This window comes from Burkholderia sp. AU30280 (genome assembly GCF_020420125.1).
Taxonomy (GTDB): domain Bacteria; phylum Pseudomonadota; class Gammaproteobacteria; order Burkholderiales; family Burkholderiaceae; genus Burkholderia.
The window spans coordinates 113,433-137,410 of record NZ_JAIZRY010000012.1; the positions used below are offsets into that span (position 1 = coordinate 113,433).

The following is a 23,978-nucleotide window of genomic DNA, read 5'->3' on the forward strand; positions in this document are numbered from 1 at the left end:
CGATGAGCTTTCTGAAACGAATCCTGGGCGGCCACGGCGGTGGCCATGGCGGCGGGCATGGCAACAGCGCAAGCGCAGGCGGGCATCACGGCGGGCAGCGCCGGGACGGGCGTGGCGGCCACGATGCGCGCGGCCGCGATCGTTACGGTTGGGGCTGGCAGGCGCCGGCCGACGGGCAGGGTGGCCAGGGCGGCAACGTACCGCTGAGCCAGCTTGCGTGCGCGGGCTGCGGCGCGCTCAATGCGGCGGATGCGCGGTTCTGTGCGCAGTGCGGCGCGTCGCAGCGCGCCAAGGCTTGCAGCCGGTGCCACGCGGCGCTGGCTGCCGACGCGCGTTTCTGCCCGGGCTGCGGGACGCAGGCCGGATAACGGGCGATCTCCGGCGTGATTGCCCGCATCAGAACCGTCGCCGAGAGCGTGGTGCCTGCAACGGGCGTCGTCCTGGAACAGCGCGCCGGCTCGCCCCGGCACCCCGGCCCTTCGATCAGCGCAGCGGCAGGTAGATCTCGGTGCGCAGGTCGGTCGGCGCCGCATCCATCGGCGTATTGAGGTACAGCTCGAACGGCGGCGCGTCGGCGGCTTCGCGGCCCGAGTGACGCAGCCAGTCGCCGTAGAGCCACTGGTAGGCCGTCTTCAGGTCCGCATACGGCCCCGTATGCAACAGCACCGCATATTCGCCGCCCGCCACGGTCACGCGCTCCACCGGCGGCGCGGGTTCGATGTCCGGCGCGCTGTCGGTCGGCATGAAGCAGGCCTTCGCGCGCAACTGCGCTTCGGGCGTCGTGTCCGGATCGTCGTAATAAATGCCGATCATCTTCGCGCCGGGGCCGATCAACCCGTGCTGCCCGACCCACGCGCCGATCCGCATGAACGCTTCGCTGACCTTCAAGTACGAACCGGTGTGCGCTACCGCGTAGCCGTGTAATTCGGGTAGCTGCCGGATGTCGACTTCATGCTTGAACATATCTTCTTCTCCTCGCTGTAACGGATAGATGGGCCGGTGGCTGCCCGTGCGCCGGTGCTGCACGGGCGGCACGCCGTATGCGTCGCGAAACGCCCGCGTGAACGCGGGCGTCGAACCGTAGCCCGCGCGCCGCGCGATTTCGTCGATCGGCCGCGTCGTGCAGACGAGATCCTCGGACGCGCGCACGATCCGCATCCGCCGCACCGTCAGCACGATCGACTCGCCGTACAGCGCGCGATAGACGCGCTGCCAGTGATACGGCGACAGGCACGCGACTTCGGCAAGCCGGTTCAGGTCGAGCGGGCCGTCGAGGTGCGCGCGAATGTACTCGTGGACGCGCGCCACGCTGGCCGCGTAACGGAGCCAGGCGGGCTGGTCGGGTTTCGTTTCGACGGTCATCGGCGTGTCCGGGCGGGAACCGACGTCACGGTAGCACGGGCCAGATTGATAAATCTTGCGGAAATGCGTAGAAGCCGGCGAATCGGGCCCCTATTTATTGCGACGAAATGGGGTCTTGCCCCCCTGCGATCTATGACTAAAGTTAAAGACGGTGAAATCGGGTGATCGCGTCATTTTTCTCGGGTAAGTTGCTCCATCGGGGCAGCGCGTTTTCGAAAGTACGCAGGTAGTTCGTCGATGTTCAATCGCAACACCACGTTTTCGGGAGAAGAAGAAATGGATGCTTCCAGCTTCATCACGTCGCTGCAGGCCACGCTAGGGGGATATCTGCCAAAGATCGCCGGCGCGATTGGCATCCTGGTGATCGGCTGGCTGATCGCCGTCGTGGTGCGGGCCGGCGCGATGCGCCTGCTCGGCGCGCTGAAGGTCGATCAGCGGATCAACGAAAGCACCGGCCAGGGCGCCTGCGTCGAGCGCATCATCGCAGGCGGCCTGTTCTGGCTCGTGCTGCTCGTCACCGCGGTGGGCATCTTCAACGTGCTCAACCTGTACGCGGTCTCCAACCCGTTCTCGCTGCTCGTCACGCACATCGTCAACTACCTGCCGAACCTGATCGGCGGCGCGGCGCTGACGTTGATCGCGTGGCTCATCGCGTCGCTGCTGCGCAGCCTCGCGAACCGCGCGCTGAAGGCGAGCAAGATCGACGACAAGCTGTCCGAAGGCGCCGGCATGCGGCCGATGAGCGGCTATCTCGGCGACGTGCTGTTCTGGCTCGTGATCCTGATGTTCCTGCCGGCGATCCTCGCGTCGTTCGCGCTGTCGGGGCTGTTGTCGCCGGTGCAGGGGATGGTCGACAAGCTGCTCGCGATCGTGCCGAACCTGTTCGCGGCCGCGGTGATCGGCCTGGTCGGCTGGATCGTCGCGCGTGTGCTGCGCGGCCTCGTGACGAACCTGCTCGTCGCCGCGGGCGCCGACCGCCTCACGCAGGGTCTCGACAGCCCGACGCCGGTGCGCGTGTCGAGCCTGATCGGCACGATCGTCTACGTGTTCGTGTTCGTACCGACGCTGATCTCCGCGCTCGACGCGCTGAAGATCGACGCGATCTCGGTGCCGGCCACCAACATGCTGAACCAGTTCCTCGGCGCGGTGCCGGACATCGTCGCGGCGATCGTGATCGTGCTCGTGACGTTCTACTTCGCGCGCTTCGTCGCGTCGCTCGCGCAGAAGCTGCTGGAAGCCGCGGGCGCCGACGGGCTGCCGGCCGTGCTCGGCGTCGAGCGCGTGTTCTCGGGGATCCTGCAGCCGTCGGTGCTGGTGGCGCGGCTGATCGTGTTCTTCGCGATGCTGTTCGCGTCGGTCGAAGCGGCGAACCGGCTCGGGTTCTCGCAGGTGCGCGACGTCGTCACGCTGTTCATCGAATTCGGCGGCCACGTGCTGATGGGCGGCGTGATCCTCGTGATCGGCGTGTGGCTCGCGGGCCTCGCGCGCCGCGTGATCGAGCAGGCCGACCGCGAGCACAGCGTGCTGTTCGCGCGCATCGCGCAATTCGCGATCCTCGGCCTCGTGTTCGCGATGGGGCTGCGCGCGATGGGCATCGCGAACGAGATCGTCCAGCTCGCGTTCGGCCTCGTGCTCGGCGCGATCGCGGTGGCGGTGGCGCTGTCGTTCGGTCTTGGCGGGCGCGAAGCGGCCGGCAAGCTGCTCGATCGCTGGTTCAACCAGCGCGGCGGCGGGCAGTAAGCCTGCCGCGTGCCCGTCCGGCCGCTTCGCGCGGCCGGCGGCGCCGGCCCGCAGGGGGCGGCCGGGCGTGCGCGCCCGGCACATCGGCGCGCGTCGCATGACCGGCCGGGCCGGCATTCCCGTCAGCGAAATGTCAGCCGCGATCTTTGCCGAATTTCGATAACACGTCGTTTAATGACTCTCTAGCATCGATTCTCAGTCGCGCAGGCCGCCAGGCCCGGCGTCTTTGAGGAGAGAGTCCGATGAAAGCAGAGTCGAATGGCCGGCCCGCCGCCGGCGCCAAGTCGTCCGGCCAGCCCGCGCTGCAGCAGACGCTCGGGACCTGGCAACTGTGGGGCATCGCGGTCGGCCTCGTGATTTCCGGCGAATACTTCGGCTGGAGCTACGGCTGGGCGAGCGCCGGCACGCTGGGCTTCGTCGTCACCGCGCTGTTCGTCGCGGCGATGTACACGACCTTCATCTTCAGCTTCACCGAGCTGACGACCTCGATCCCGCACGCGGGCGGCCCGTTCGCGTATGCGCGCCGCGCATTCGGCCCGACCGGCGGTTATCTTGCCGGCGCCGCGACGCTCGTCGAGTTCGTGTTCGCGCCGCCCGCGATCGCGCTGGCGATCGGCGCGTACCTGCACGTGCAGTTCCCGGGGCTCGAGCCGAAACATGCGGCAATGGGCGCGTATCTCGTGTTCATGGCGTTGAACATCGTCGGCGTGCAGATCGCCGCGACCTTCGAGCTGGTCGTCACGCTGCTCGCCATTTTCGAGTTGCTGGTGTTCATGGGCGTCGTGTCGCCGGGCTTCGCGTGGAGCAACTTCATGAAGGGCGGCTGGTCGGGCGCCGATCATTTCAGCGTGGGCGCGTTCCACGGGATGTTCGCGGCGATCCCGTTCGCGATCTGGTTCTTCCTCGCGATCGAGGGCGTCGCGATGGCGGCCGAGGAGGCGAAGAACCCGAAGCGCTCGATCCCGATCGCGTATGTCGCCGGGATCCTGACCCTCGTTGCACTCGCGATCGGCGTGATGGTGTTCGCCGGCGGCGCGGGCGACTGGACCAAGCTCGCGAACATCAACGACCCGTTGCCGCAGGCGATGAAGTACATCGTCGGCGCGAACAGCGGCTGGATGCACATGCTCGTGTGGCTCGGGCTGTTCGGGCTGGTCGCGTCGTTCCACGGGATCATCCTCGGCTATTCGCGCCAGATCTTCGCGCTGGCCCGCGAAGGCTACCTGCCGGAGTGGCTCGGGAAGGTGCATCCGCGCTTCAAGACCCCGCATCGCGCGATCCTCGCGGGCGGCGTGGTCGGCATCGCGGCGATCTACAGCGACGAGCTGATCCAGTTCGGCGGCCAGACGCTGACCGCGAATATCGTGACGATGTCGGTGTTCGGTGCGATCGTGATGTATATCGTGAGCATGGCGTCGCTGTTCAAGCTGCGCCGCTCGCAGCCGAACATGGCGCGGCCGTTCCGTGCACCGCTGTACCCGATCTTCCCGGCATTCGCGATTCTGGCGGCGCTCGTCTGTCTCGGTACGATGGTGGTCTTCAACGGGCTGGTCGCGCTGGTGTTCGTCGGCTTCCTCGCGGTGGGCTACGCGTACTTCCTCGCGACGCGTTCGCAGCGTGCGAGTGCGCCGGGCGACGTGCTGCTGGAGGAGTGAGCCGGTGACGGTGAACGGCCGTTCCTGACGGCATCCGGCGCGCCCCGTCGAACGGGCGCGCCGTCGGCTTTTGGCAAGGAGACTCGCAGATGTCCTATACGGAGACGATCGGCCCGCGCACGTACCGCTTCGCGGACCTGAAGACGCTGCTCGCGAAGGCGAGCCCGCTGCGTTCCGGCGACCAGCTCGCCGGTGTCGCGGCGGCGAGCGAGGAGGAGCGCGTCGCCGCGAAAATCGCGCTCGCGGGCGTGCCGCTGAAGGCGTTCCTGAACGAAGCGGTGATCCCGTATGAAGACGACGAGGTCACGCGCCTGATCGTCGACGATCACGACGCTGCCGCGTTCGCGGAAATCTCGCATCTGACCGTCGGCGATTTCCGCAACTGGCTGCTGTCGCCGGCGGCCGACGGCGCGGCGCTCGAACGGATCGCACCGGGCCTGACGCCCGAGATGGTCGCGGCCGTGTCGAAGCTGATGCGCAACCAGGACCTGATCGCGGCGGCGAGGAAGCGCCGCGTCGTCACGCGCTTTCGCAACACGGTAGGGTTGCCGGGCCGGATGTCGGTGCGGCTGCAGCCGAACCACCCGACCGACGACGTGAAGGGCATCGCCGCCTCGATGCTCGACGGGCTGATGTACGGCTGCGGCGACGCGATGATCGGCATCAACCCGGCCACCGACAGCCTCGCGGCGATCGTGAAGCTGCTCGCGATGATCGACGGGTTCCGCGAGCGCTACGGCGTGCCGACGCAGTCGTGCGTGCTCACGCACGTGACCAACACGATCGCGGCGATCGAGAAGGGCGCGCCGGTCGATCTCGTGTTCCAGTCGATCGCGGGTACCGAGAAGGCGAACGCGAGCTTCGGCATCTCGCTCGCGCTGCTCGGCGAGGCGCGCGAGGCCGCGCTGTCGCTCAAGCGCGGCACGGTCGGCAACAACCTGATGTACTTCGAGACCGGGCAGGGCAGTGCGCTCTCGGCGAACGCGCACTTCGGCGTCGACCAGCAGACCTGCGAAGTGCGCGCGTATGCGGTGGCGCGCAAGTTCGAGCCGTTCCTCGTGAACACGGTGGTCGGCTTCATCGGCCCTGAATACCTGTACGACGGCAAGCAGATCATCCGCGCGGGCCTCGAGGATCACTTCTGCGGGAAGCTGCTCGGCGTGCCGATGGGCTGCGACATCTGCTACACGAACCACGCGGAAGCCGACCAGGACGACATGGATACCTTGCTGACGCTGCTCGGCGCGGCCGGCATCAACTTCATCATGGGCATTCCGGGCGCGGACGACGTGATGCTGAACTACCAGAGCACGTCGTTCCACGACCAGCTGTACGTGCGCGAAGTGCTCGGCCTGCGCCGCGCGCCGGAATTCGAGGAGTGGCTGGAAACGATGGAGATCGCCGACGCACACGGTGCATTGCGCGCCGCGACGTCGCGTGTGCCGCTGCTCGCGGGCGCGAACGACTGGATGGGGATTTCGGGATGAGCGACGCCGTCGAAAAGAACCCGTGGGCGCAGTTGAAGTCGTTCACGAACGCACGGATCGCGCTCGGTCGCGCGGGCAACAGCCTGCCGACCGCGCCGCTGCTCGCGTTCAACCTGTCGCATGCGCAGGCGCGCGACGCGGTGCACCAGCCGCTCGATGCGGACGCGCTGCGGCGCGAGATCGAGACATGCGGGTTACCGACGCTCGGCGTGCAGAGCGCCGCGCCGGACCGCGACCACTACCTGCGCCGGCCCGACCTCGGGCGCAAGCTGTCGGATGACAGTCGCGGGCTGCTGGCCGGCTGCGGCGCGGCGCTCGACGACGCACCCGACGTCGTGTTCGTGGTCGGTGACGGGCTGTCGGCGTTCGCGGCCGCGAAGCAGGCGTTGCCGTTGCTGCAGGCGGTGCGGCCGCGGCTCGAGGCGGACGGCTGGCGGATCGGCCCGGTGGTGGTCGCGACCCAGGCGCGCGTCGCGCTCGGCGACGAGATCGGCGAGCTGCTGCGCGCGAAGGTCGTCGCGATGCTGATCGGCGAACGGCCGGGGCTCAGCTCGCCGGACAGCCTCGGCGTGTACCTGACGTGGGCGCCGAAGGTCGGTTGCCACGACGCGCTGCGCAACTGCATCTCGAACGTGCGGCCCGAAGGGCTGCCTTACGCGGCGGCCGCGCACAAGCTGCATTACCTGATGACGCATGCGCGCAGGCTCCAGCTGACGGGCGTCGGGCTGAAGGACGACAGCGATGCGTTGCTGCCGCAGGCGCAGGCGGAGCGGATCGGGGCGGACTGAAAAGGGCCGTGCGGGCCGCTGGTGCGCGGCGGAATTCGCGCAGTTCGAGCGGTTTGCGGGGGGCTACCTGAACAGCCGCTCGCACAGAAAATCGACGAACACGCGCAGCTTCGGCGACAACTGCCGGCTCGACGGCCACACGATCGAGAATTGCCCCGGCGCGATCCGGTAGTCGTCGAGCACGGTGACGAGTGCGCCGCGTTCGAGCGCGTCGTGCGCGAGGAAGTCGGGCATGTAGCCGATGCCGAGCCCCGCGAGTACTGTCCCGCGCAGCGCTTCCATGTTGTTGCAGGTCAGCGCGGTGCGCAGTTTCAGCGGCGTGCCGTCGTCGGCCGCGAGCGCCCAGTCCTGCAGCTTGCCGGTGGTCGGGAAGCAGTAACGCACGCACTCGTGCGTTTCGAGATCGCGCGGCGTGCGCGGCGTGCCGGCCTGGGCGAGATACGCGGGCGTCGCGCACAGCACGAACGCGAACGGGCCGAGCCGCCGCGACATCAGGCTTGAATCGGACAGCGGGCCGCTGCGGATCACCGCGTCGAAGCCGCCTTCGACGACATCCACCATCCGGTCGTTGAAATCGAGATCGAGTTCGACGTCCGGGTAGCGCTGACGGAATTCGGGCAGCACCGGCAGCAGGAACCGGTAGCCGATCACCGGCAGGCTCACGCGCAGCTTGCCGCGCGGGCGCTGCGCCGACGCCGTGACAGTCGCCTCCGCATCGCGGAAATCCTCGAGGATCCGCTGGCAGCGTTCGTAGAAGTGCCGCCCTTCTTCGGTGAGCGTGACGCGCCGCGTCGTGCGGTTGAACAGCCGCACGCCGAGCGACTGCTCGAGTTTCGCGATCGTCTTGCCGACCGCCGACGCCGAGATGCCGAGCGCGCGGCCGGCGGCGACGAAGCTCAGCGCTTCCGCGGTGCGGACGAAGGCGACGATGCCGGTCAGGTTGTCCATCGAATCGAAGGGCGTGCGCCGACGCGCGTAGTCGAATGAATTGCGGAATTTTAGTCCGTTATATGCGGAACTTCGCGTGGTTTTTCGCGGATTGAATCGGATTTATCTTCTGTCGCTCTGGCGGCGCATCCGCGCCGGCTTTTCGAGGAGCGATGATGGATCACCCTTTTTCAGCCGCTTCAGACCCGTCGGCACGCCGGCGCGCGTGGGTGCTGGCCGCCGTCTGCATGGCCGCCGTCGCGCTGCCGCTGTCGTTTTCGGGCGGCGCGGTCGCGACGCCGGCGATCGGCCGCGACCTGCACGGCGGCACGGTCGCGATGAACTGGATCACCAACGCGTTCATGCTCGCGTTCGGCAGCTTCCTGATGGCGGCCGGCGCGCTGGCCGACCAGTTCGGCCGCAAGCGGCTGTTCGCGATCGGCGTCGGCGGTTTCACGCTGATGTCGGTCGCGCTCGCGTTCGCGCCGTCGATGCTCGCGGTCGACCTGCTGCGCGCCGCGCAGGGGCTCGCGGCAGCCGCGGCGCTCGCGGGCGGCACGGCCGCGCTCGCGCAGGAGTTCGACGGCGCGGCGCGCACGCGCGCATTCAGCCTGCTCGGCACGACCTTCGGCATCGGGCTCGCGTTCGGGCCGGTGCTCGCCGGCGCGCTGATCGGGCATGTCGGCTGGCGCGCGATCTTCGTCACGAGCGCGGTGGCCGGCGGGCTGTCGCTCGTATTCGGGCTGCCGCGCATGCACGAGTCGCGCGACCCGCATGCGACGGGGCTCGACTGGCCCGGCACGGCCGCGTTCACCACCACGCTGACGCTGTTCACGTTCGGCGTGATCGAGGCGCCGGCGCGCGGCTGGTCGAGCCCGCTGGTGATCGCGCTGCTGGCCGGCGCGGCGCTCGGCGCCTGCGCGTTCGTCGTGATCGAGACGCGGGTCGCGCGGCCGATGCTCGACCTGTCGCTGTTCCGGATCGCGCGCTTCGTCGGCGTGCAGGTGCTGCCGGTGTCGACCTGCTGCTGCTATATCGTGCTGCTCGTCGTGTTGCCGCTGCGCTTCATCGGCATCGACGGTTTCAGCGAGATCGACGCCGGCTGGCTGATGCTCGCGATTTCCGCGCCGATGCTGGTCGTGCCGTTCGTCGCCGCGACGCTCACGCGCTGGCTGTCGGCCGGCGTGATCTCGGGGCTTGGGCTCCTGATCGCGGCAGCCGGGCTCGTGTGGCTGGGCATTGCGCTGCGCGGCGGCGCGGGGCCTGCGGCGATCGCGCCGATGGTGGCGATCGGCGTCGGCGCCGGGATGCCGTGGGGGCTGATGGACGGGCTGTCGGTGAGCGTCGTGCCGAAGGAGCGCGCGGGGATGGCGACGGGGATCTTCAGCACGACGCGCGTGGCCGGCGAGGGGATCGCGCTCGCGATCGTGGGTGCGGTGCTGGCCGCGCTCGCGCGGGCGGGGTTGGCGCAGGCGGCGGGTGCTGCCGGCACGCCCGACGCGACGCTGCGTGCGGCTGCGCGGCTCGCGACCGGCGATCTCGCGGGTGCGGCGGCGGCGCTGCCGGGTGTCGGGCATGCGGCGCTGCTCGCGAGTTACGCGCATGCGTTCGATCGGTTGCTGATCGGGCTGGCGGTCGTTACGGTGCTGTGCGCGGGGGTGGTGTTTGCGTTTCTCGGCGGGCGGCAGGCGGCGGCTGAAACGGGTGACGATACCGACGAGCACGCGCATGCCGACGTGCCGGTGCGCAGCCGGATCGAAGCGGCGTGTGCGCAGACGCACGGGCGTTGAGCCGCGCGTCGCCGCGCACGGGTACTCCGGCCACGGCGGCCGGCGTGCCGTCTTGTTTCGTCATCGCCGCATTCGCACGCTGACGATCCGTCACGCGCATCACGCCGGCACCAGCGGCGGCAGCGTCGCATCCGCTCGTGCCTGCGCCCGTTCCACTTCGACCACCACATAGCGCCGCGCGGCGGGCCACACGTGCGCGCGTTTTTCCGCCGCCTCGTCGATCGTCGCGCGGCCCTGCACGAGCCAGGTCGTCTGCCGCACGAAGTCGACGAACAGCAGCGCGATGGCCGGATTCACGAGCAGGTTGCCGATCGTGTTGAACAGGTTGTTGCCCGCGAAGTCGGGCAGTACGAGCGTGCGGCGGTCGGGCATGTCGACGAGCGGCTCGAACGAGCCGTCCGCGCGCGGCTGGCGGCCGCGGTACGAGCAGTCGCTGTTGCCGTCCGCGTCGGCGGTCGCGACGATCAGGAACGCCTGCTCGCGGATGAACGCGATGGCGTCGTCGGTCAGGGGGCCGCGGTCGTTCATGGTGGGGTCCGGCGCGCACGCCGTTGCGTGGGAATGCGCATCGCGCACGCAAGCGACATGCCACGCCGCGTGGCCTGCCTCCGCGCGCAGGCGCGCCTGCGCAGTGTGGAAATTTCGAACACCACGCCGGCGCGCGGCGCAGTCGCGCTGTTCAGAATCGGCACACCCGCCGTGCGGCATCGATGAACACGGCACGGTGCGCCCGCGGGCCGGCTGGGGGCGCCATGTTTCCGTCCGGTTTGGCACGCATGTTGCGTAAACGAGGGCAGCGCAATTCCAACCGGCGCTGTACTCAAACAAGCACGATGAACAGGAGACATGTATGAACCCGTTTGACCTGAAGCAACTGGGCCTCGACGTCGAATACCCGTACCGTCAGCAATACGACAACTACATCGGCGGCAAGTGGGTTCCGCCGGTGAAAGGCGAGTACTTCGAGAACGTGTCGCCGATCAACGGCCAGCCGTTCTGCCGCATCCCGCGCTCGGGTGCCGACGACATCGAGCTGGCGCTGGACGCCGCGCATGCCGCGCGCCGCAAGTGGGGCAAGACGTCCGTGGCCGAGCGCGCGAACCTGCTGCTCGCCGCCGCCGACCGGATGGAAAAGAACCTGAAGCTGCTGGCCGTGGCCGAGACGATCGACAACGGCAAGCCGCTGCGCGAGACGATGGCGGCCGACCTGCCGCTCGCGATCGACCACTTCCGCTACTTTGCAGGCTGCATCCGCGCACAGGAAGGCGGCATCTCCGAAATCGACGACAACACCGTCGCATATCACTTCCACGAGCCGCTCGGCGTGGTCGGCCAGATCATTCCGTGGAACTTCCCGCTGCTGATGGCCGCGTGGAAGCTCGCGCCGGCGCTCGCGGCCGGCTGCTGCGTGGTGATGAAGCCGGCCGAGCAGACGCCCGCGTCGGTGCTGGTGCTGATGGAGCTGATCGGCGACCTGTTCCCGGCCGGCACGATCAACATCGTGAACGGCTTCGGCAAGGAAGCGGGCGAAGCGCTCGCGACCAGCAAGCGCATCGCGAAGATCGCGTTCACGGGCTCGACGCCGGTCGGCAAGCACATCCTGCGCGCGGCGGCCGACAGCCTGATCCCGTCGACGGTCGAACTGGGCGGCAAGAGCCCGAACATCTTCTTCGCCGACGTGCTCGACCAGGACGACGCGTTCCTCGACAAGGCGCTCGAAGGGCTCGCGATGTTCGCGCTGAACCAGGGCGAAGTGTGCACGTGCCCGTCGCGGATCCTGATCCAGGAATCGATCTACGAGAAGTTCATCGAGAAGGCCGTCGCGCGCGTCGAGCGCATCAAGGCCGGCCACCCGCTCGACCTGCAGACGATGATCGGCGCGCAGGCATCGCAGCAGCAGCTCGACAAGATCCTGTCGTACATCGACATCGGCCGCGGCGAAGGTGCGCAATGCCTGACGGGCGGCGAGCGCACGGCGCCGGCGGCGGAACTCGGCACGGGCTACTACGTGAAGCCGACGATGCTGTTCGGCAACAACAAGATGCGCGTGTTCCAGGAAGAGATCTTCGGGCCGGTCGCGTCGGTGATGACGTTCAAGGACGAGCAGGACGCGATCGAGCTCGCGAACGACACGTTCTACGGGCTCGGCGCGGGCGTGTGGACGCGTAACGGCACGCGTGCGTACCGGATGGGCCGCGAGGTCGAGGCCGGCCGCGTGTGGACCAACTGCTACCACCTGTACCCCGCGCACGCGGCGTTCGGCGGCTACAAGCAGTCGGGGATCGGCCGCGAGACGCACAAGATGGCGCTGTCGAACTATCAGCAGACGAAGTGCCTGCTGGTGAGCTACCAGGCCGAGGCGCTCGGGTTCTTCTGATCCGCGCACGGGCGTCCTGGCCGGCCGGCAGCGGGTTGCCGGCCGGTCGGGGTGCCGAGTTTCGGCGTCAGCGGCGAAGCGTCGGATGCCGGATGGTCGTCGAACGCGTGTCGCGACGGGCGACGGTGGCTGGCTGACGACCGGTGCGCGGATGTGTGCCGCACGGCCGACCGGCGATCGGGAGATTTGCCGTTTCCGCCCATTCGCAGTCGCAACCCGACACCGGCCGAGCATTGCCGCGGCCTTCGACGGAAACGAACCCGATGGCCGTTTGCTCGCGGCGGCACGTTGAGCCGGCGCCGGACGTCAAACCCCATGTCAGAACCGCTCCGATCCCGTCCGCGCCATCCCGTGTTCCACGCGGGTGAACTCGACGCGCACCACCGCTTCGGCGTCGCCGACGAAGCCGAGCGGATGAGCGACGTCGTGACGACGCGGCTGACCATCGGTGTGCGGCAGTTCATCGAGACGCAGCCGTTCATGTTCGTCGGCACGGCCTGCGGCGGGCCGGCGGGCGTGACCTGCGATATCGTGCAGAGCCGGCGCGACGCGAACGGCGACCTGCTGCCGGTCGTGCGCGTGATCGATACGAAGACGCTGCGCTTCGTGCTGCCGGTGTACGGTGAGGGCGACGACGGCCGGGGCGACATTGCGCGGTGCGATGGCAACGGGGTCGGGTTGCTGTTCGTCGACTTCATGCGCGGTATCCGTTACCGGATCAACGGGCGCGCGACGCTGCGTACGGATCTGTCCGATGCGGACGCGGCGCCGTGGCCGGCCGGCAGCGCGATCGTCGAGTTGGCGGTCGCGCAGGCGTACGGCAATTGCGGCACGCGGGTCGTGCGGCTGCGGCCCGCGAACGGTGGCTAGCCGGCCGTCGCGTATCGCCGGCGGGGCGGAGCGCACCGGGTGCGCCGGCGTGGCGCGTGCCGCACTGGCGGGGTGCGTACGGCAGGGCGTTTGGGTACGCCTGCATGGCGCGCGCAGGCCGCGCAGCTTCGAATGACGGGCTTTGCACAGGCCGTGCATCGTTCGGCACGGGACTTGCGTGACAGGCGGGGTTCCGGGCAGGTGAGGGAGGACACGATGGATCAACACGTGGCGTGCAGCGAAGAACCGACGGCCGAAGACACGCGGCGCAACGCGCAGGGCGACGATGCGCTGGCCGGGCAGGCGGTCGTCAGCGTGGCGCACGACGCCGACGAGCAGGCGCGCAACCTGGTCGGCTGGCGGCAGACCTACGACCAGCTCGCGGCTGGCCGCTTCGTCGGCACGCTGACCGAGCTGCCGCTCGACACGATGAAGCTGTTTCGCGAATCGACGAGCCACCTGCTGCGCCAGGCGTGCGAGGTGCGCGGCGATGCGTACTGGTTCGGCATCCCGCTCGTGTGCGACGGCACCGCGCGCGTCGATGCGTGCCGCATCGGGCCGGGTGCGCTTGCGTTCCGGCCCGGCAACGTCGAGTTCGAACTGGTGACGCCCGCGCAGTTCTCGATCTACGGTGTCGTCGTGCGCGGCGACGTGCTGCGCCGCTATGCGGAGGAGGTCGAGCGCCGCGCGCTCGACGAGCGGCTGTTCACGCAGCGCGTGATGCAGGTCGGCGATGCGCGGCTCGCGCGCCTGTGCGCGCTGCTCGGCCGCCGGCTCGATGGTGCGGTGGCGATGGCCGGCCCGCTGGCCGATGCGCAGCGCGACGACCTGCAGGCCGAGGTGCTGGCCGCGCTGTTCGATGCGTGTGCGCAACCGGCCGACGACGACGCCGGCCGCGCGCCATCGATGCGGCGCTGGATCGTCGACCAGGCACGCGAGTACGTGCTCGCGCACCGTACGCGCCCGGTTGGCGTGCCCGAGCTGTGCGAGCAGTTGCACGTGAGCCGGCGCACGCTGCAGTACTGTTTCCAGGACGTGCTCGGCATGGCGCCAGCCACCTACCTGCGCACGCTGCGGCTGAACGGTGCGCGGCGTGACCTGTGCGGCCGAGCGGCCGGTTCGGTGCAGGACGTGGCGGAGGCATGGGGCTTCTGGCACCTCAGCCAGTTCGCGACCGATTACCGGCGGCTGTTCGGCAAGCGGCCGTCGGAGACGCTGCGCGATCGCGCAGCGATGGTGACGGTGGGGTGAGGGTGGGGCGGTAGTCGAAGCGGCTCCGGTTTCGACGCAGACTTTGGCACTGGCACTGGCACTGGCACTGGCTCTGGCTCAGGCTCAGGCTCAGGCTCTGGCTCTGGCTCAGGCTCAGGCTCAGGCTCAGGCTCAGGCTCAGGCTCTGGCTCAGGCTCAGGCTCAGGCTCAGGCTCAGGCTCAGGCTCAGGCTCAGGCGGCGCGGACGCACAGCGCGTTTTCGGCGTCGCCGCTGGCCGCCGCACCCTGCTTCCCTAATCGGCCGTAGCCGCCGCCTCGCGCGGCGCGGGCCACGCCACAGCATCCCAATCGATCGCGCGATAGGCCGCCTCGACCGTCGCGAGATCGGCCGGGCGCTCGCTGCGATGCAGCCCGCGCAATTCGGCGGGCACGTCGAGCGCGACCGGCACGCAATGCGGATAGTCGCGCACGCGCAGCGCCGGCCCGATCGTCGTGAAGCATGCGAGCGTCGGCACGTCGAAGCCGTCGGCGAGATGCAGCGCGGCCGTGTCGGGCGTGAACAGCAGGCTGGCACCCTTGACCCATGCGATGAACCGGGCCGTATCGTCGGCCGCATCGGCGCTCACGTCGACATAGGCGGGATGCGCGACGGGCCCGAACCCGGCCACCGGCAATCCGTAGCGTTGCGCGAGCTGCTCGACGAACGTTGCCCGCAGTGCGGGCGGCACGCTACGCAATGCGGTGCTCGCGGTCGGACAGAACAGCACGTACGGGCGCTGCCATGGCGCAGGCAACGCAGGCAGCGGCAGCCGCGCGAGCCAGCGGTTGCGCTTGGCCGCTGCCGGCACCGACGCGGGCTCGACGCCGAGCGCGTCGAGGAAGAAATCGATCATCGGCAGCCGCGCGAACGCGGGCCAGTACAGGTGATTGCCGACGTCGATGCACGGCGCGTCCGCCAGCAGCGCGTCGGCGGGGTGCGGCAGGGTGCGCGACGGCGCGACGATGTCGGCCGCGAGTGCATACAGCGCGTCGACATAGCGCGGCGCGCGGGCTGGCCGGTACAGCGTGAAGCGCAGGCCGGGGTGCACGGCGCGCAGCGCGGCGAGGGCGGTGAGCCCGATCACCGAGTCGCCGAGCGTGACGCCCATCCCGTTGATCACGTGCACGTGCCGTGCGCTGTCGTAGTCGAGCCGGAACGGCCGGTGCGCGGCGTGCAGCAGCCCGCGTGCGGCCGTGGCCGGCACGTGGCCGACGGCGCGCGCGCCGCCGTGCTCGAGGTCGTAAGGCGCGACGAACGTGCCGTCCGGTGCGAGCAGCGTGCCGGGGAGCGCGAGTGCGTCGTCGTGCGACAGCGCGACGTCGGGCGGCGCGTGCGTGTCCACCTTCATCCGCCGCGCGCGCGGCGGCCCTGTTCGCGGATCTGCTCGAGTGTTGCGGCCGGCGTGCTGGCGTCCTGAGGGATGCGGATTTCGATCAGTGCGGGCAGCCCGCAGGTCATCGCCCGTTCGAGCGCGGGCGCAAAATCGGCGGTGCGCTCGACGGTCTCGCCATGCGCGCCGAACGCGCGCGCATACGCGGCGAAATCGGGATTCGTGAGCCCCGTGCCATGCACGCGTCCCGGGTAGTTGCGCTCCTGATGCATGCGGATCGTGCCGAAATGCCCGTTGTTGACGACGATCACGACGATGTTCAGCCCGTACTGCATCGCGGTCGCGAGCTCGTTGCCGGCCATCATGAAGCAGCCGTCGCCCGCGAGCGCGACGACGGCGCGCGACGGGTACAGCGACTTCGCGGCAAGCGCAGCCGGCACGCCGTAGCCCATCGCGCCGCTCGTCGGCGCGAGCTGCGAGCGGAAGTGCCGGTACGCGAAGTGGCGATGCAGCCAGATCGCATAGTTGCCGGCGCCGTTGGTGAGGATCGCGTCGTGCGGCAGGCGCTCGCGCAACTGCACCATCACGTCGCCGAGCTGGACGTCGCCGGGCATCGGCAGCGGCGCATGCCATTCGCGATACGCGCGGTGCGCGTCGGCGGCGGTGCCTGCCCAGGCGGGGTGCTCGGGCGCCTCGAGCGCGGCGAGCGGCGCGGCGATTTCGGGCATGCCCGACACGATCGGCAGGTCGGCCGCATACACGCGGCCAAGCTCGTCCGCGCCCTGGTGCACGTGGATCAGCGTCTGGCGCGTCTTCGGGATGTCGAGCAGCGTGTAGCCGCCCGTCGTCGCTTCGCCGAGGCGCGGCCCGATCACGAGCAGCAGGTCGGCGTCGCGGATGCGCTTCGCGAGCGCGGGGTTGATCCCGAGCCCGACGTCGCCCGCATAGTTCGGGTGCGCGTTGTCGATCGTGTCCTGGTAGCGGAACGCGCACGCGACCGGCAATTGCCAGCGCTCGACGAAGGTGCGCAGGTTCGCGCACGCGTCGGGTGTCCAGCCGCTGCCGCCGACGATCGCAAGCGGCCGTTCCGCGCGCGCGAGCCGCTCGCGCAGTTCGTCGAGTTGCGCGGCCGACGGTGCGGCCGCGACGCGTTTCGCGGCCGGCACGACGGGCTGCGGCGCGCACGCTTCGGACAGCACGTCTTCGGGCAATGCGAGCACGACCGGGCCGGGACGGCCGGACATCGCGACGTGGAACGCATGGCTCAGGTATTCGGGAATGCGGCGCGGATCGTCGATCTGCGCGACCCATTTCGCCATCTGGCCGAACATCCGGCGGTAGTCGATTTCCTGGAAGGCTTCGCGGTCGAGGTGCTCGCGTGCGCACTGGCCGACGAACAGGATCATCGGCGTCGAATCCTGGAACGCGGTGTGCACGCCGATCGACGCATGCGTCGCGCCGGGCCCGCGCGTGACGAACGCGATGCCGGGGCGGCCGGTCAGCTTGCCGACGGCCTCGGCCATGTTCGCGGCGGCCGCCTCGTGGCGGCAGACGATCGTCTGGATGCGGGCGGTGTCGTCCGCCAGCGCATCGAGTACGGCGAGGAAACTCTCGCCCGGCACGCAGAACACGCGTTCGACGTGATTGGCGAGCAACGCATCGACGAGCAGTCGCGCGCCGGTGGTGGCGGGCTGCTCGAGATCCTTGGAATGCGACATGGGCTGCCGTCTCCCTGGGTAGCGGGACGTACAGCTTACGCCTGTCGGTGGGGCGGTGAAAAGTGTCGGAACGCGGGGCGGTTCGGCGCGTGCGCGCCGGCTTCGGTTGGCCGAACGGCCAGCTTGTGCTCGTTGGCGCGACGATGAAAAGTACGCGCTATACGGATATTGAGCCGGACGCTGAGTCGGCATGTCGACCTTCAGCGGCGGGTTGATGTCGACGCGTCGGGCAGACCGCCATCGGGAGGCTTATGTACACACATGGATTTACATCTCGGCCCGCCTCATGTAATGTACATACACTGTACATCCGGGCGGAGATCGACATGCACACCACGAGGGTATTTCGGAACGGCAACTCGCAGGCCGTGCGCATTCCTGCGGACCTTGCCTATGAACGCAGCGATATCGAGCTGGAAATCGAGCGCGTCGGTGACGAAATCCGCATTCGGCCGATGCGGCGACCCCTGACTCGGGTACTCGAGAAATTCGCGAAATTCGGGCCGGACTTCATGACCGAAGGGCGTGGCGAGCATGAGCAGGCCGAACGCGAGGGTTTGTGATGCCGCGCTACATGCTCGACACCAACATGTGCATCTATCTGATGAAAAATCAGCCGGAGCAGGTGGCGAAACGTTTTGCGCAGTGCTACACCGGCGACGTCGTCATGTCGGCGATCACTTATGCCGAACTCGAGTACGGCGTGACCGCATGTGCGAATCCCGCGCGGGAGCGTCGCAACCTCGCCGCATTGATCGAGGATATTCCCGTCGCGCCTTTCGACGTCGCGGCTGCGCACGCGTATGGTCCGGTCCGCGACGCAACGCGCGAGCGGAAGAAGGACCACCTCGACAAGCTGATCGCCGCGCATGCGGTGTCGCTCGATGTCGCCCTCGTCACCAACAACGAGCGGGATTTCGTCAGCTATCCGGGGTTGCGACTGGAGAACTGGCTGAACGAGTAGTGTCCGGGACCGTGCCCGGCGGCCTTGCGGGATATCGATCCGCCCCGCATGGCCGCCGGCGCCGGCATCAGCACTCGACGATATTCACCGCGAGCCCGCCGCGCGACGTTTCCTTGTACTTCGTCTTCATGTCGGCGCCCGTCTCGCGCATCGTCTTGATCACGGAGTCGAGCGACACGTAGTGCGAGCCGTCGCCGCGCAGCGCCATGCGCGCCGCGTTGACGGCCTTCACCGACGCCATCGCGTTGCGCTCGATGCACGGGATCTGCACCATCCCGCCCACCGGGTCGCAGGTGAGGCCGAGGTTGTGTTCCATCCCGATCTCGGCCGCGTTCTCGACCTGCTGCGGCGTGCCGCCGAGCACGGCCGCGAGTGCGCCGGCCGCCATCGAGCACGCGACGCCCACCTCGCCCTGGCAGCCCACTTCCGCACCGGAGATCGACGCGTTCAGCTTGTAAAGAATGCCGATCGCGGCGGCCGTCAGCAGGAAGTCGATCACGCCCTGTTCGTTCGCACCGGGCGTGAAGCGCGTGTAGTAGTGCAGCACGGCCGGGATGATGCCGGCCGCGCCGTTGGTCGGCGCGGTGACGACGCGGCCGCCGGCCGCGTTTTCCTCGTTGACCGCGATCGCGTACAGGTTGATCCAGTCGATCATCGACAGCGGATCCTGCAGCGCGCGTTCCGGGCTGCCCGTCAACGTGCGGTACAGCTGCGGCGCGCGGCGCTTGACCTGGAACGGGCCGGGCAGGTTGCCGTCGGCTTCCGGGTTACCGATCCCGCAGCCGCGCGACACGCACGACTGCATCACGGCCCAGATCTTCAGCAGGCCGTCGCGCGTCTCTTCCTCGGTGTGCCACGCGCGCTCGTTTTCCCACATCAGCTGCGCGATCGACTTGCCGGTCGACTCGGTCAGCGCGAGCAGCTCGGCGCCGGTGCGGAACGGGTGCGTCATCTGCTCGGCCGCGCTCAGCACCTTCGTGTTCGGTGCGCCGGCCGTCACGACGAAGCCGCCGCCGACCGACAGGTAGGTGCGCTCGACCAGCACCGCGCCGCTCGCGTCGGACGCGCGCAGTTTCATCCCGTTCGGGTGCTCGGGTAGCGCCTGGCGGTAGAACGCGATGTTCTCCTTCAGCACGAACGGCACCGGATGCGTGCCGAGCAGCGCGAGCTGCTTCGATTTACGGACGTCTTCCAGCCGCGCGTCGATCGTGTCGGGATCGACGGTGTCGGGCGCGTCGCCGAGCAGGCCGAGCATCACGCCGCGATCGGTGCCGTGGCCCTTGCCGGTCGCGCCGAGCGAGCCGTACAGCTCGACCTTCACGTGGGCCGTTGCGTCGAGCAGCCCGTCGCGCTCGAGGCCCTGGACGAACATCAGCGCCGCGCGCATCGGCCCGACCGTATGCGAACTGGATGGACCGATACCGATCTTGAAGAGGTCAAAGACGCTGACTGCCATGTTGATTTCTGCCTTGCTTTAAGAGTAGTGCTAGCGCGCCTGCAATGGCAGGCACGCGGCGAGCCATGCGGGCGGCGTTGGGGAAAGCTGCTGCGCGACGCGGGCATAGCGCCCGTCGAGCCGCGCGGCCAGATGAAAGAGTTCGGTGGCGTTTTTCGGGTCCCACTGCCCCGTGTAGCCCGGCAGGCCGGCTTCGCGGCGCTTCGCGTCGAACGGCACCGGCGAATTCACGAATTCCTCGTGCGTCTTCTCGCCGAGCGCGTACGGCACGAGCCAGTCGAGCGCGGCCGCGAGCGTCGCGCCGTTCGCGCCGCGCTCGCGCAGCCAGTTGCGGTTGAAGCGGCGCGCGGCGAGCGCGGCGGTCACCAGCGGCTGCAGGTCGTACACCGCATAGTGCAGCGCATCGCGTTCCTCGAAGTCCCACGTCTTGCCGTCCGGGCCGATGTTGTCGGCAAGATGCTCGACGAACAGCCGCTGCGCGGCGTTCATCATCTTGCGGTCGCCGAGCGTGAACGCGGACAGCGCGATCAGCTTGATCCGGTGGCTTTGCCAATTGTTGCGCCAGGTGCCGGTGAGCGGGCGCTTCTGCGCGTCGATCTGTGCGACATAGCCGGCGCCGAGCTTCGCGATGAACGCGGCCGTCGCGTTGCGGGTCTTCACCGGCAGCGCGCTCGCGGTCATGTCGTACGCGACGATCAGGCTGTCGAAGCGCGTCTCGTCGATCGGGTTGAAGCTCGGCTGGTAGGTCGCGACCCAGGCGGAAAGAAAGCGGTCGACGAGCTGCAGGTAGCGCGGCGCGTTCGTCACGCGCCACGCGAGCGCGGCGTCGCGCATCAGGTCGAGATCCTTCAGCGCGTCGACGCTCTGGTCGTAGATGCCTTCGTGCGGCAGCGTGCCCTCGGTGTGCACGCGCGGCATGGCCTTCGGCTGCTCGCCGATGCGCGCGTCGACGCTGCGGATCAGCGCCTGGACGCCCGGCTCGGCCTGGGTCGTCTCGCTCGCCTGCAGTGCCGGCGCCGCGCAGAAATTCATCGCCGCGCGCGCGCTGCCGGACGCGCCAAGGCCGGCGGCGGCAAACGACAGCGACGCGACGAGCAGCGGCGCGAACCGGCGTGCGCGCGTGCGCGGCCGGCTCTGCATTGCACCCTGGCCCGGAAACATCGGACGCACCATGCGGAACTCCTTCATTGGCTGGATCGCGTGTGATGTTAGCCGGATTGGCGGGCGAACGCGCACCGGTTCGGGCGGCGAATGCAAAAACCGCACGCAACCCCGGTTGCGTGCGGTGCGGTCACCATCTGGCGGCTCCTGGCCTGACGCGCGTTATGCGTATTCCGACATCGGCACGCACGAGCAGAACAGGTTGCGGTCGCCGTAGACGTTGTCCGCGCGGCCGACCGGCGGCCAGTACTTGTTCGTGCCGAGCGACGCGACCGGGTACGCAGCCTGCTCGCGCGAGTACGCGTGCGGCCATTCGTTCGCGGTGACGACGGCTGCCGTGTGCGGTGCGTGACGCAGCGGGTTGTCCTCGCGGTCGGCGCGGCCTTCCTCGACCGCGCGGATTTCGTCGCGGATCGCGATCATCGCGGCGATGAAGCGGTCGAGTTCTTCCTGCGATTCCGATTCGGTCGGCTCGACCATCAGCGTGCCCGGCACCGGGAAGCTCATCGTCGGCGCGTGGAAGCCGTAGTCCATCAGGCGCTTCGCGACGTCGTCGACGGTGATGCCGCTCGATTCCTTGATCGGACGCAGGTCGAGAATGCACTCGTGCGCAACCAGTCCGCCCGGGCCCGAATACAGCACCGGGTAGTGCGGCGCGAGGCGCTTCGCGATGTAGTTCGCGTTGAGGATCGCGGTTTCCGTCGCGGCGGTCAGGTTCTTCGCGCCCATCATCGCGATGTACATCCACGAGATCGGCAGGATCGACGCCGAGCCGTACGGCGCGGCCGATACCGCGCCGATGCCGTCTTCGCCGCGCGTGTAGCCGGTCGAACGCTGGTTCGGCAGGAATTTCGCAAGGTGCGCGCCGACCGCGACCGGGCCGACACCCGGGCCGCCGCCGCCGTGCGGGATGCAGAAAGTCTTGTGCAGGTTCAGGTGCGACACGTCGCCGCCGAACTGGCCCGGCGCGGTCAGGCCGACCATCGCGTTCATGTTCGCGCCGTCGACGTACACCTGGCCGCCGTGCGCATGGACGATCTCGCAGATCTCGCGCACGTTCTGCTCGAACACGCCGTGCGTCGACGGATACGTGATCATGATCGCCGCGAGATCCTTCGAATGCTCGTCGGCCTTCGCCTTCAGGTCGGCGATGTCGACGTTGCCTTGCGCGTCGCATGCAACGACCACGACGTTCATGCCGGCCATGTGTGCGGACGCCGGGTTCGTGCCGTGCGCGGACGCCGGGATCAGGCATACGTCGCGGTGCGCTTCGCCGCGCGATGCGTGGTAGGCGTGGATGATCAGCAGGCCCGCGTACTCGCCCTGCGAGCCCGCGTTCGGCTGCAGCGACACGGCCGCGTAGCCGGTGGCCGCGACGAGCATCTGCTCGAGCTGGTCGATCATCTCGCGGTAGCCGACGGTCTGCTCGGCCGGTGCGAACGGATGGATCCGGCCGAATTCGGGCCACGTGACCGGCAGCATTTCCGACGTCGCGTTCAGCTTCATCGTGCACGAGCCGAGCGGGATCATCGAGCGGTCGAGCGCGAGGTCCTTGTCCGACAGGCTGCGCAGGTAGCGCAGCATTTCGGTTTCGGAATGGTGGCGGTTGAACACGTGGTGCGTCAGGTACGCGCTCGTGCGCTCGAGGCCGGCCGGCAGCGCGGCGACGCCGGCGAGGCCCGCGTCCAGCGCGTCGACGGCCGGCGCGGTGCCGCCCGCGGCTTGCGCGAACACGGCGAGGAGATCGGCGAGATCGTCACGCGTCGTCGTTTCGTCGACCGACACGCCGACTTGCGTGGCGCTTACGCGGCGCAGGTTGATGCGCTTTGCCTTCGCGAATTCGTGAACCTGCGCGGTGCGCGCGCCGGTGTCGATCGTCAGCGTGTCGAAGAACGTGTCGTTGACGGTCGCGAAGCCGAGCTGCTTCACGCCGGCGGCGAGCAGCGCCGCGATGCGGTTCACGCGCAGCGCGATCGTCTTCAGGCCGTGCGGGCCGTGGTAGACCGCGTACATGCTGGCCATGATCGCGAGCAGCGCCTGCGCGGTACACACGTTCGACGTGGCCTTCTCGCGGCGGATGTGCTGTTCGCGGGTTTGCAGCGCGAGGCGCAGCGCGGGCTTGCCCTGCGCGTCGACCGTCACGCCGACGAGGCGGCCCGGCATCTGGCGCTTGAATTCGTCGCGCACCGCGAGATACGCGGCGTGCGGGCCGCCGAAGCCCATCGGCACGCCGAAGCGCTGCGTGTTGCCGATCGCGACGTCCGCGCCCCAGTCGCCAGGCGGCGTCAGCACGGTGAGGGCCAGCAGGTCGGCCGCGACGACCACGTGGCCGCCGGCCGCGTGGATCGCTTCGGTGAGCGCGCGGTAGTCGCGCACGTCGCCGTTCACGCCCGGGTACTGCAGCAGCACGCCGAATGCATTCGACTGTGCCGCGTCGGCGGCCGGGCCCGTCTTGACCTCGATGCCGACCGGCAGCGCGCGTGTGCGGATCACTTCGAGCGTTTGCGGCAGCACGTCGTCGGCGACGTAGAACACGTTCGACGCCGGCTTGCCGGTGCGCTGCAGCAGCGTCATGGCTTCGGCGGCGGCGGTGGCTTCATCGAGCAGCGACGCGTTCGAGATCGCGAGGCCCGTGAGGTCGGCCACCATCTGCTGGAAGTTCAGGAGCGCCTCGAGGCGGCCCTGGGAAATTTCGGGCTGGTACGGCGTGTAGGCCGTGTACCACGCCGGGTTTTCGAGCACGTTGCGCAGGATGACGGCCGGCGTGTGCGTGTCGTGGTAACCCTGACCGATATACGAGCGGAACACCTGGTTCTTGTCCGCGAGAACCCGCAGTGCGGCGAGGGCTTCGGCCTCGCTCTTCGGCTGCGCGAACGGGCCGAGCGGCAGCGTTTCGGCGCGACGGATCGAGGCCGGGATCACGGCGTCGATCAGGGCGGCGCGCGACGCGAAGCCCAGCGTGTCGAGCATGGCCTGCTGGCTGGCGGCGTCGGGGCCGATATGGCGTTCGGCGAACGCGTCGTGCGTTTCGAGCGCGGCGAGCGAGAGGGGCGTGCGGTTCATCAGGCGGTCCGGGTGTTCGAGCTTCATGGCGTGACTCT

General features: G+C 69.0%; 19 protein-coding genes. 11 read left to right on the plus strand and 8 right to left on the minus strand.

The features are described 5' to 3' along the window. Positions 1-2 precede the first annotated feature (2 nt). Positions 3-368, plus strand: a complete 366-nt coding sequence (locus LGN17_RS25785; protein ID WP_226199233.1) for a zinc ribbon domain-containing protein — start codon at positions 3-5, stop codon at positions 366-368. 115 nt (positions 369-483) lie between these two features. Here LGN17_RS25785 and LGN17_RS25790 read toward each other — a convergent pair whose 3' ends face one another. Then, positions 484-1,362: an AraC family transcriptional regulator gene (locus LGN17_RS25790; RefSeq protein ID WP_226199234.1), complete on the minus strand. Its 879-nt coding sequence runs from the start codon at positions 1,360-1,362 to the stop codon at positions 484-486. A 276-nt stretch (positions 1,363-1,638) separates the two neighbouring features. Between LGN17_RS25790 and LGN17_RS25795 the strand changes: the two genes are divergently transcribed. From LGN17_RS25795 to eutC, 4 genes are all read left to right on the plus strand, one after another. Further along, the gene (locus tag LGN17_RS25795) at positions 1,639-3,102 is read left to right on the plus strand and encodes a mechanosensitive ion channel (protein ID WP_226199235.1); all 1,464 of its coding nucleotides are present in this window, start codon (positions 1,639-1,641) and stop codon (positions 3,100-3,102) included. A gap of 242 nt (positions 3,103-3,344) precedes the next feature. Continuing rightward, positions 3,345-4,757: an ethanolamine permease gene (gene eat, locus LGN17_RS25800; protein WP_175969845.1), complete on the plus strand. Its 1,413-nt coding sequence runs from the start codon at positions 3,345-3,347 to the stop codon at positions 4,755-4,757. Between the two features lie 89 nt (positions 4,758-4,846). After that, positions 4,847-6,244, plus strand: a complete 1,398-nt coding sequence (locus tag LGN17_RS25805; protein ID WP_226199236.1) for an ethanolamine ammonia-lyase subunit EutB — start codon at positions 4,847-4,849, stop codon at positions 6,242-6,244. Further along, complete coding sequence (gene eutC / locus LGN17_RS25810) at positions 6,241-7,032, plus strand: ethanolamine ammonia-lyase subunit EutC (RefSeq protein ID WP_226199237.1); 792 nt, start codon at positions 6,241-6,243, stop codon at positions 7,030-7,032. The genes LGN17_RS25805 and eutC overlap by 4 nt, the downstream gene beginning before the upstream one ends. A 63-nt stretch (positions 7,033-7,095) precedes the next feature. On the opposite strand, the gene LGN17_RS25815 is transcribed toward eutC, so the two are convergent. Next, the gene (locus LGN17_RS25815) at positions 7,096-7,980 is read right to left on the minus strand and encodes a LysR family transcriptional regulator (RefSeq protein WP_175969848.1); all 885 of its coding nucleotides are present in this window, start codon (positions 7,978-7,980) and stop codon (positions 7,096-7,098) included. Positions 7,981-8,135: 155 nt separating this feature from the next. On the opposite strand from LGN17_RS25815, the gene LGN17_RS25820 reads away from it, so the two are divergent. Further along, positions 8,136-9,749: an MFS transporter gene (locus LGN17_RS25820; protein ID WP_226199239.1), complete on the plus strand. Its 1,614-nt coding sequence runs from the start codon at positions 8,136-8,138 to the stop codon at positions 9,747-9,749. A 99-nt stretch (positions 9,750-9,848) separates the two neighbouring features. On the opposite strand, the gene LGN17_RS25825 is transcribed toward LGN17_RS25820, so the two are convergent. After that, complete coding sequence (locus LGN17_RS25825; protein WP_226199241.1) at positions 9,849-10,277, minus strand: pyridoxamine 5'-phosphate oxidase family protein; 429 nt, start codon at positions 10,275-10,277, stop codon at positions 9,849-9,851. 322 nt (positions 10,278-10,599) lie between these two features. Here LGN17_RS25825 and LGN17_RS25830 point away from each other — a divergent pair, with 322 nt between their 5' ends. From LGN17_RS25830 to LGN17_RS25840, 3 genes are all read left to right on the plus strand, one after another. Beyond that, the gene (locus LGN17_RS25830) at positions 10,600-12,126 is read left to right on the plus strand and encodes an aldehyde dehydrogenase family protein (RefSeq protein WP_175956696.1); all 1,527 of its coding nucleotides are present in this window, start codon (positions 10,600-10,602) and stop codon (positions 12,124-12,126) included. 315 nt (positions 12,127-12,441) lie between these two features. Next, positions 12,442-12,996, plus strand: a complete 555-nt coding sequence (locus tag LGN17_RS25835) for a hypothetical protein (protein WP_226199243.1) — start codon at positions 12,442-12,444, stop codon at positions 12,994-12,996. A 216-nt stretch (positions 12,997-13,212) separates the two neighbouring features. Continuing rightward, positions 13,213-14,247, plus strand: a complete 1,035-nt coding sequence (locus tag LGN17_RS25840; RefSeq protein WP_226199244.1) for a helix-turn-helix domain-containing protein — start codon at positions 13,213-13,215, stop codon at positions 14,245-14,247. Between the two features lie 254 nt (positions 14,248-14,501). Here LGN17_RS25840 and LGN17_RS25845 read toward each other — a convergent pair whose 3' ends face one another. Further along, positions 14,502-15,596, minus strand: a complete 1,095-nt coding sequence (locus tag LGN17_RS25845) for a glycosyltransferase family 9 protein (protein ID WP_226199246.1) — start codon at positions 15,594-15,596, stop codon at positions 14,502-14,504. Continuing rightward, on the minus strand, positions 15,593-17,296 hold the full coding sequence (locus LGN17_RS25850) for a thiamine pyrophosphate-binding protein (RefSeq protein WP_226199248.1): 1,704 nt from the start codon (positions 17,294-17,296) through the stop codon (positions 15,593-15,595). Before LGN17_RS25850 ends, LGN17_RS25845 begins: the two co-directional genes overlap by 4 nt. A gap of 326 nt (positions 17,297-17,622) precedes the next feature. Between LGN17_RS25850 and vapB the strand changes: the two genes are divergently transcribed. Then, positions 17,623-17,859, plus strand: coding sequence for a type II toxin-antitoxin system VapB family antitoxin (gene vapB / locus LGN17_RS25855; protein ID WP_175956716.1), 237 nt, complete (start codon positions 17,623-17,625; stop codon positions 17,857-17,859). Further along, positions 17,859-18,260, plus strand: a complete 402-nt coding sequence (locus LGN17_RS25860) for a type II toxin-antitoxin system VapC family toxin (protein ID WP_226199250.1) — start codon at positions 17,859-17,861, stop codon at positions 18,258-18,260. Before vapB ends, LGN17_RS25860 begins: the two co-directional genes overlap by 1 nt. 67 nt (positions 18,261-18,327) lie before the next feature. On the opposite strand, the gene LGN17_RS25865 is transcribed toward LGN17_RS25860, so the two are convergent. The 3 genes from LGN17_RS25865 to gcvP all read right to left on the minus strand — a co-directional run bounded on the left by LGN17_RS25865 (position 18,328) and on the right by gcvP (position 23,967). Further along, positions 18,328-19,716, minus strand: a complete 1,389-nt coding sequence (locus LGN17_RS25865; RefSeq protein ID WP_175956720.1) for an L-serine ammonia-lyase — start codon at positions 19,714-19,716, stop codon at positions 18,328-18,330. Between the two features lie 30 nt (positions 19,717-19,746). Further along, on the minus strand, positions 19,747-20,889 hold the full coding sequence (locus LGN17_RS25870) for an alginate lyase family protein (RefSeq protein ID WP_226199252.1): 1,143 nt from the start codon (positions 20,887-20,889) through the stop codon (positions 19,747-19,749). Between the two features lie 150 nt (positions 20,890-21,039). After that, the gene (gcvP, locus tag LGN17_RS25875) at positions 21,040-23,967 is read right to left on the minus strand and encodes an aminomethyl-transferring glycine dehydrogenase (RefSeq protein WP_226199254.1); all 2,928 of its coding nucleotides are present in this window, start codon (positions 23,965-23,967) and stop codon (positions 21,040-21,042) included. Positions 23,968-23,978: the final 11 nt, after the last annotated feature.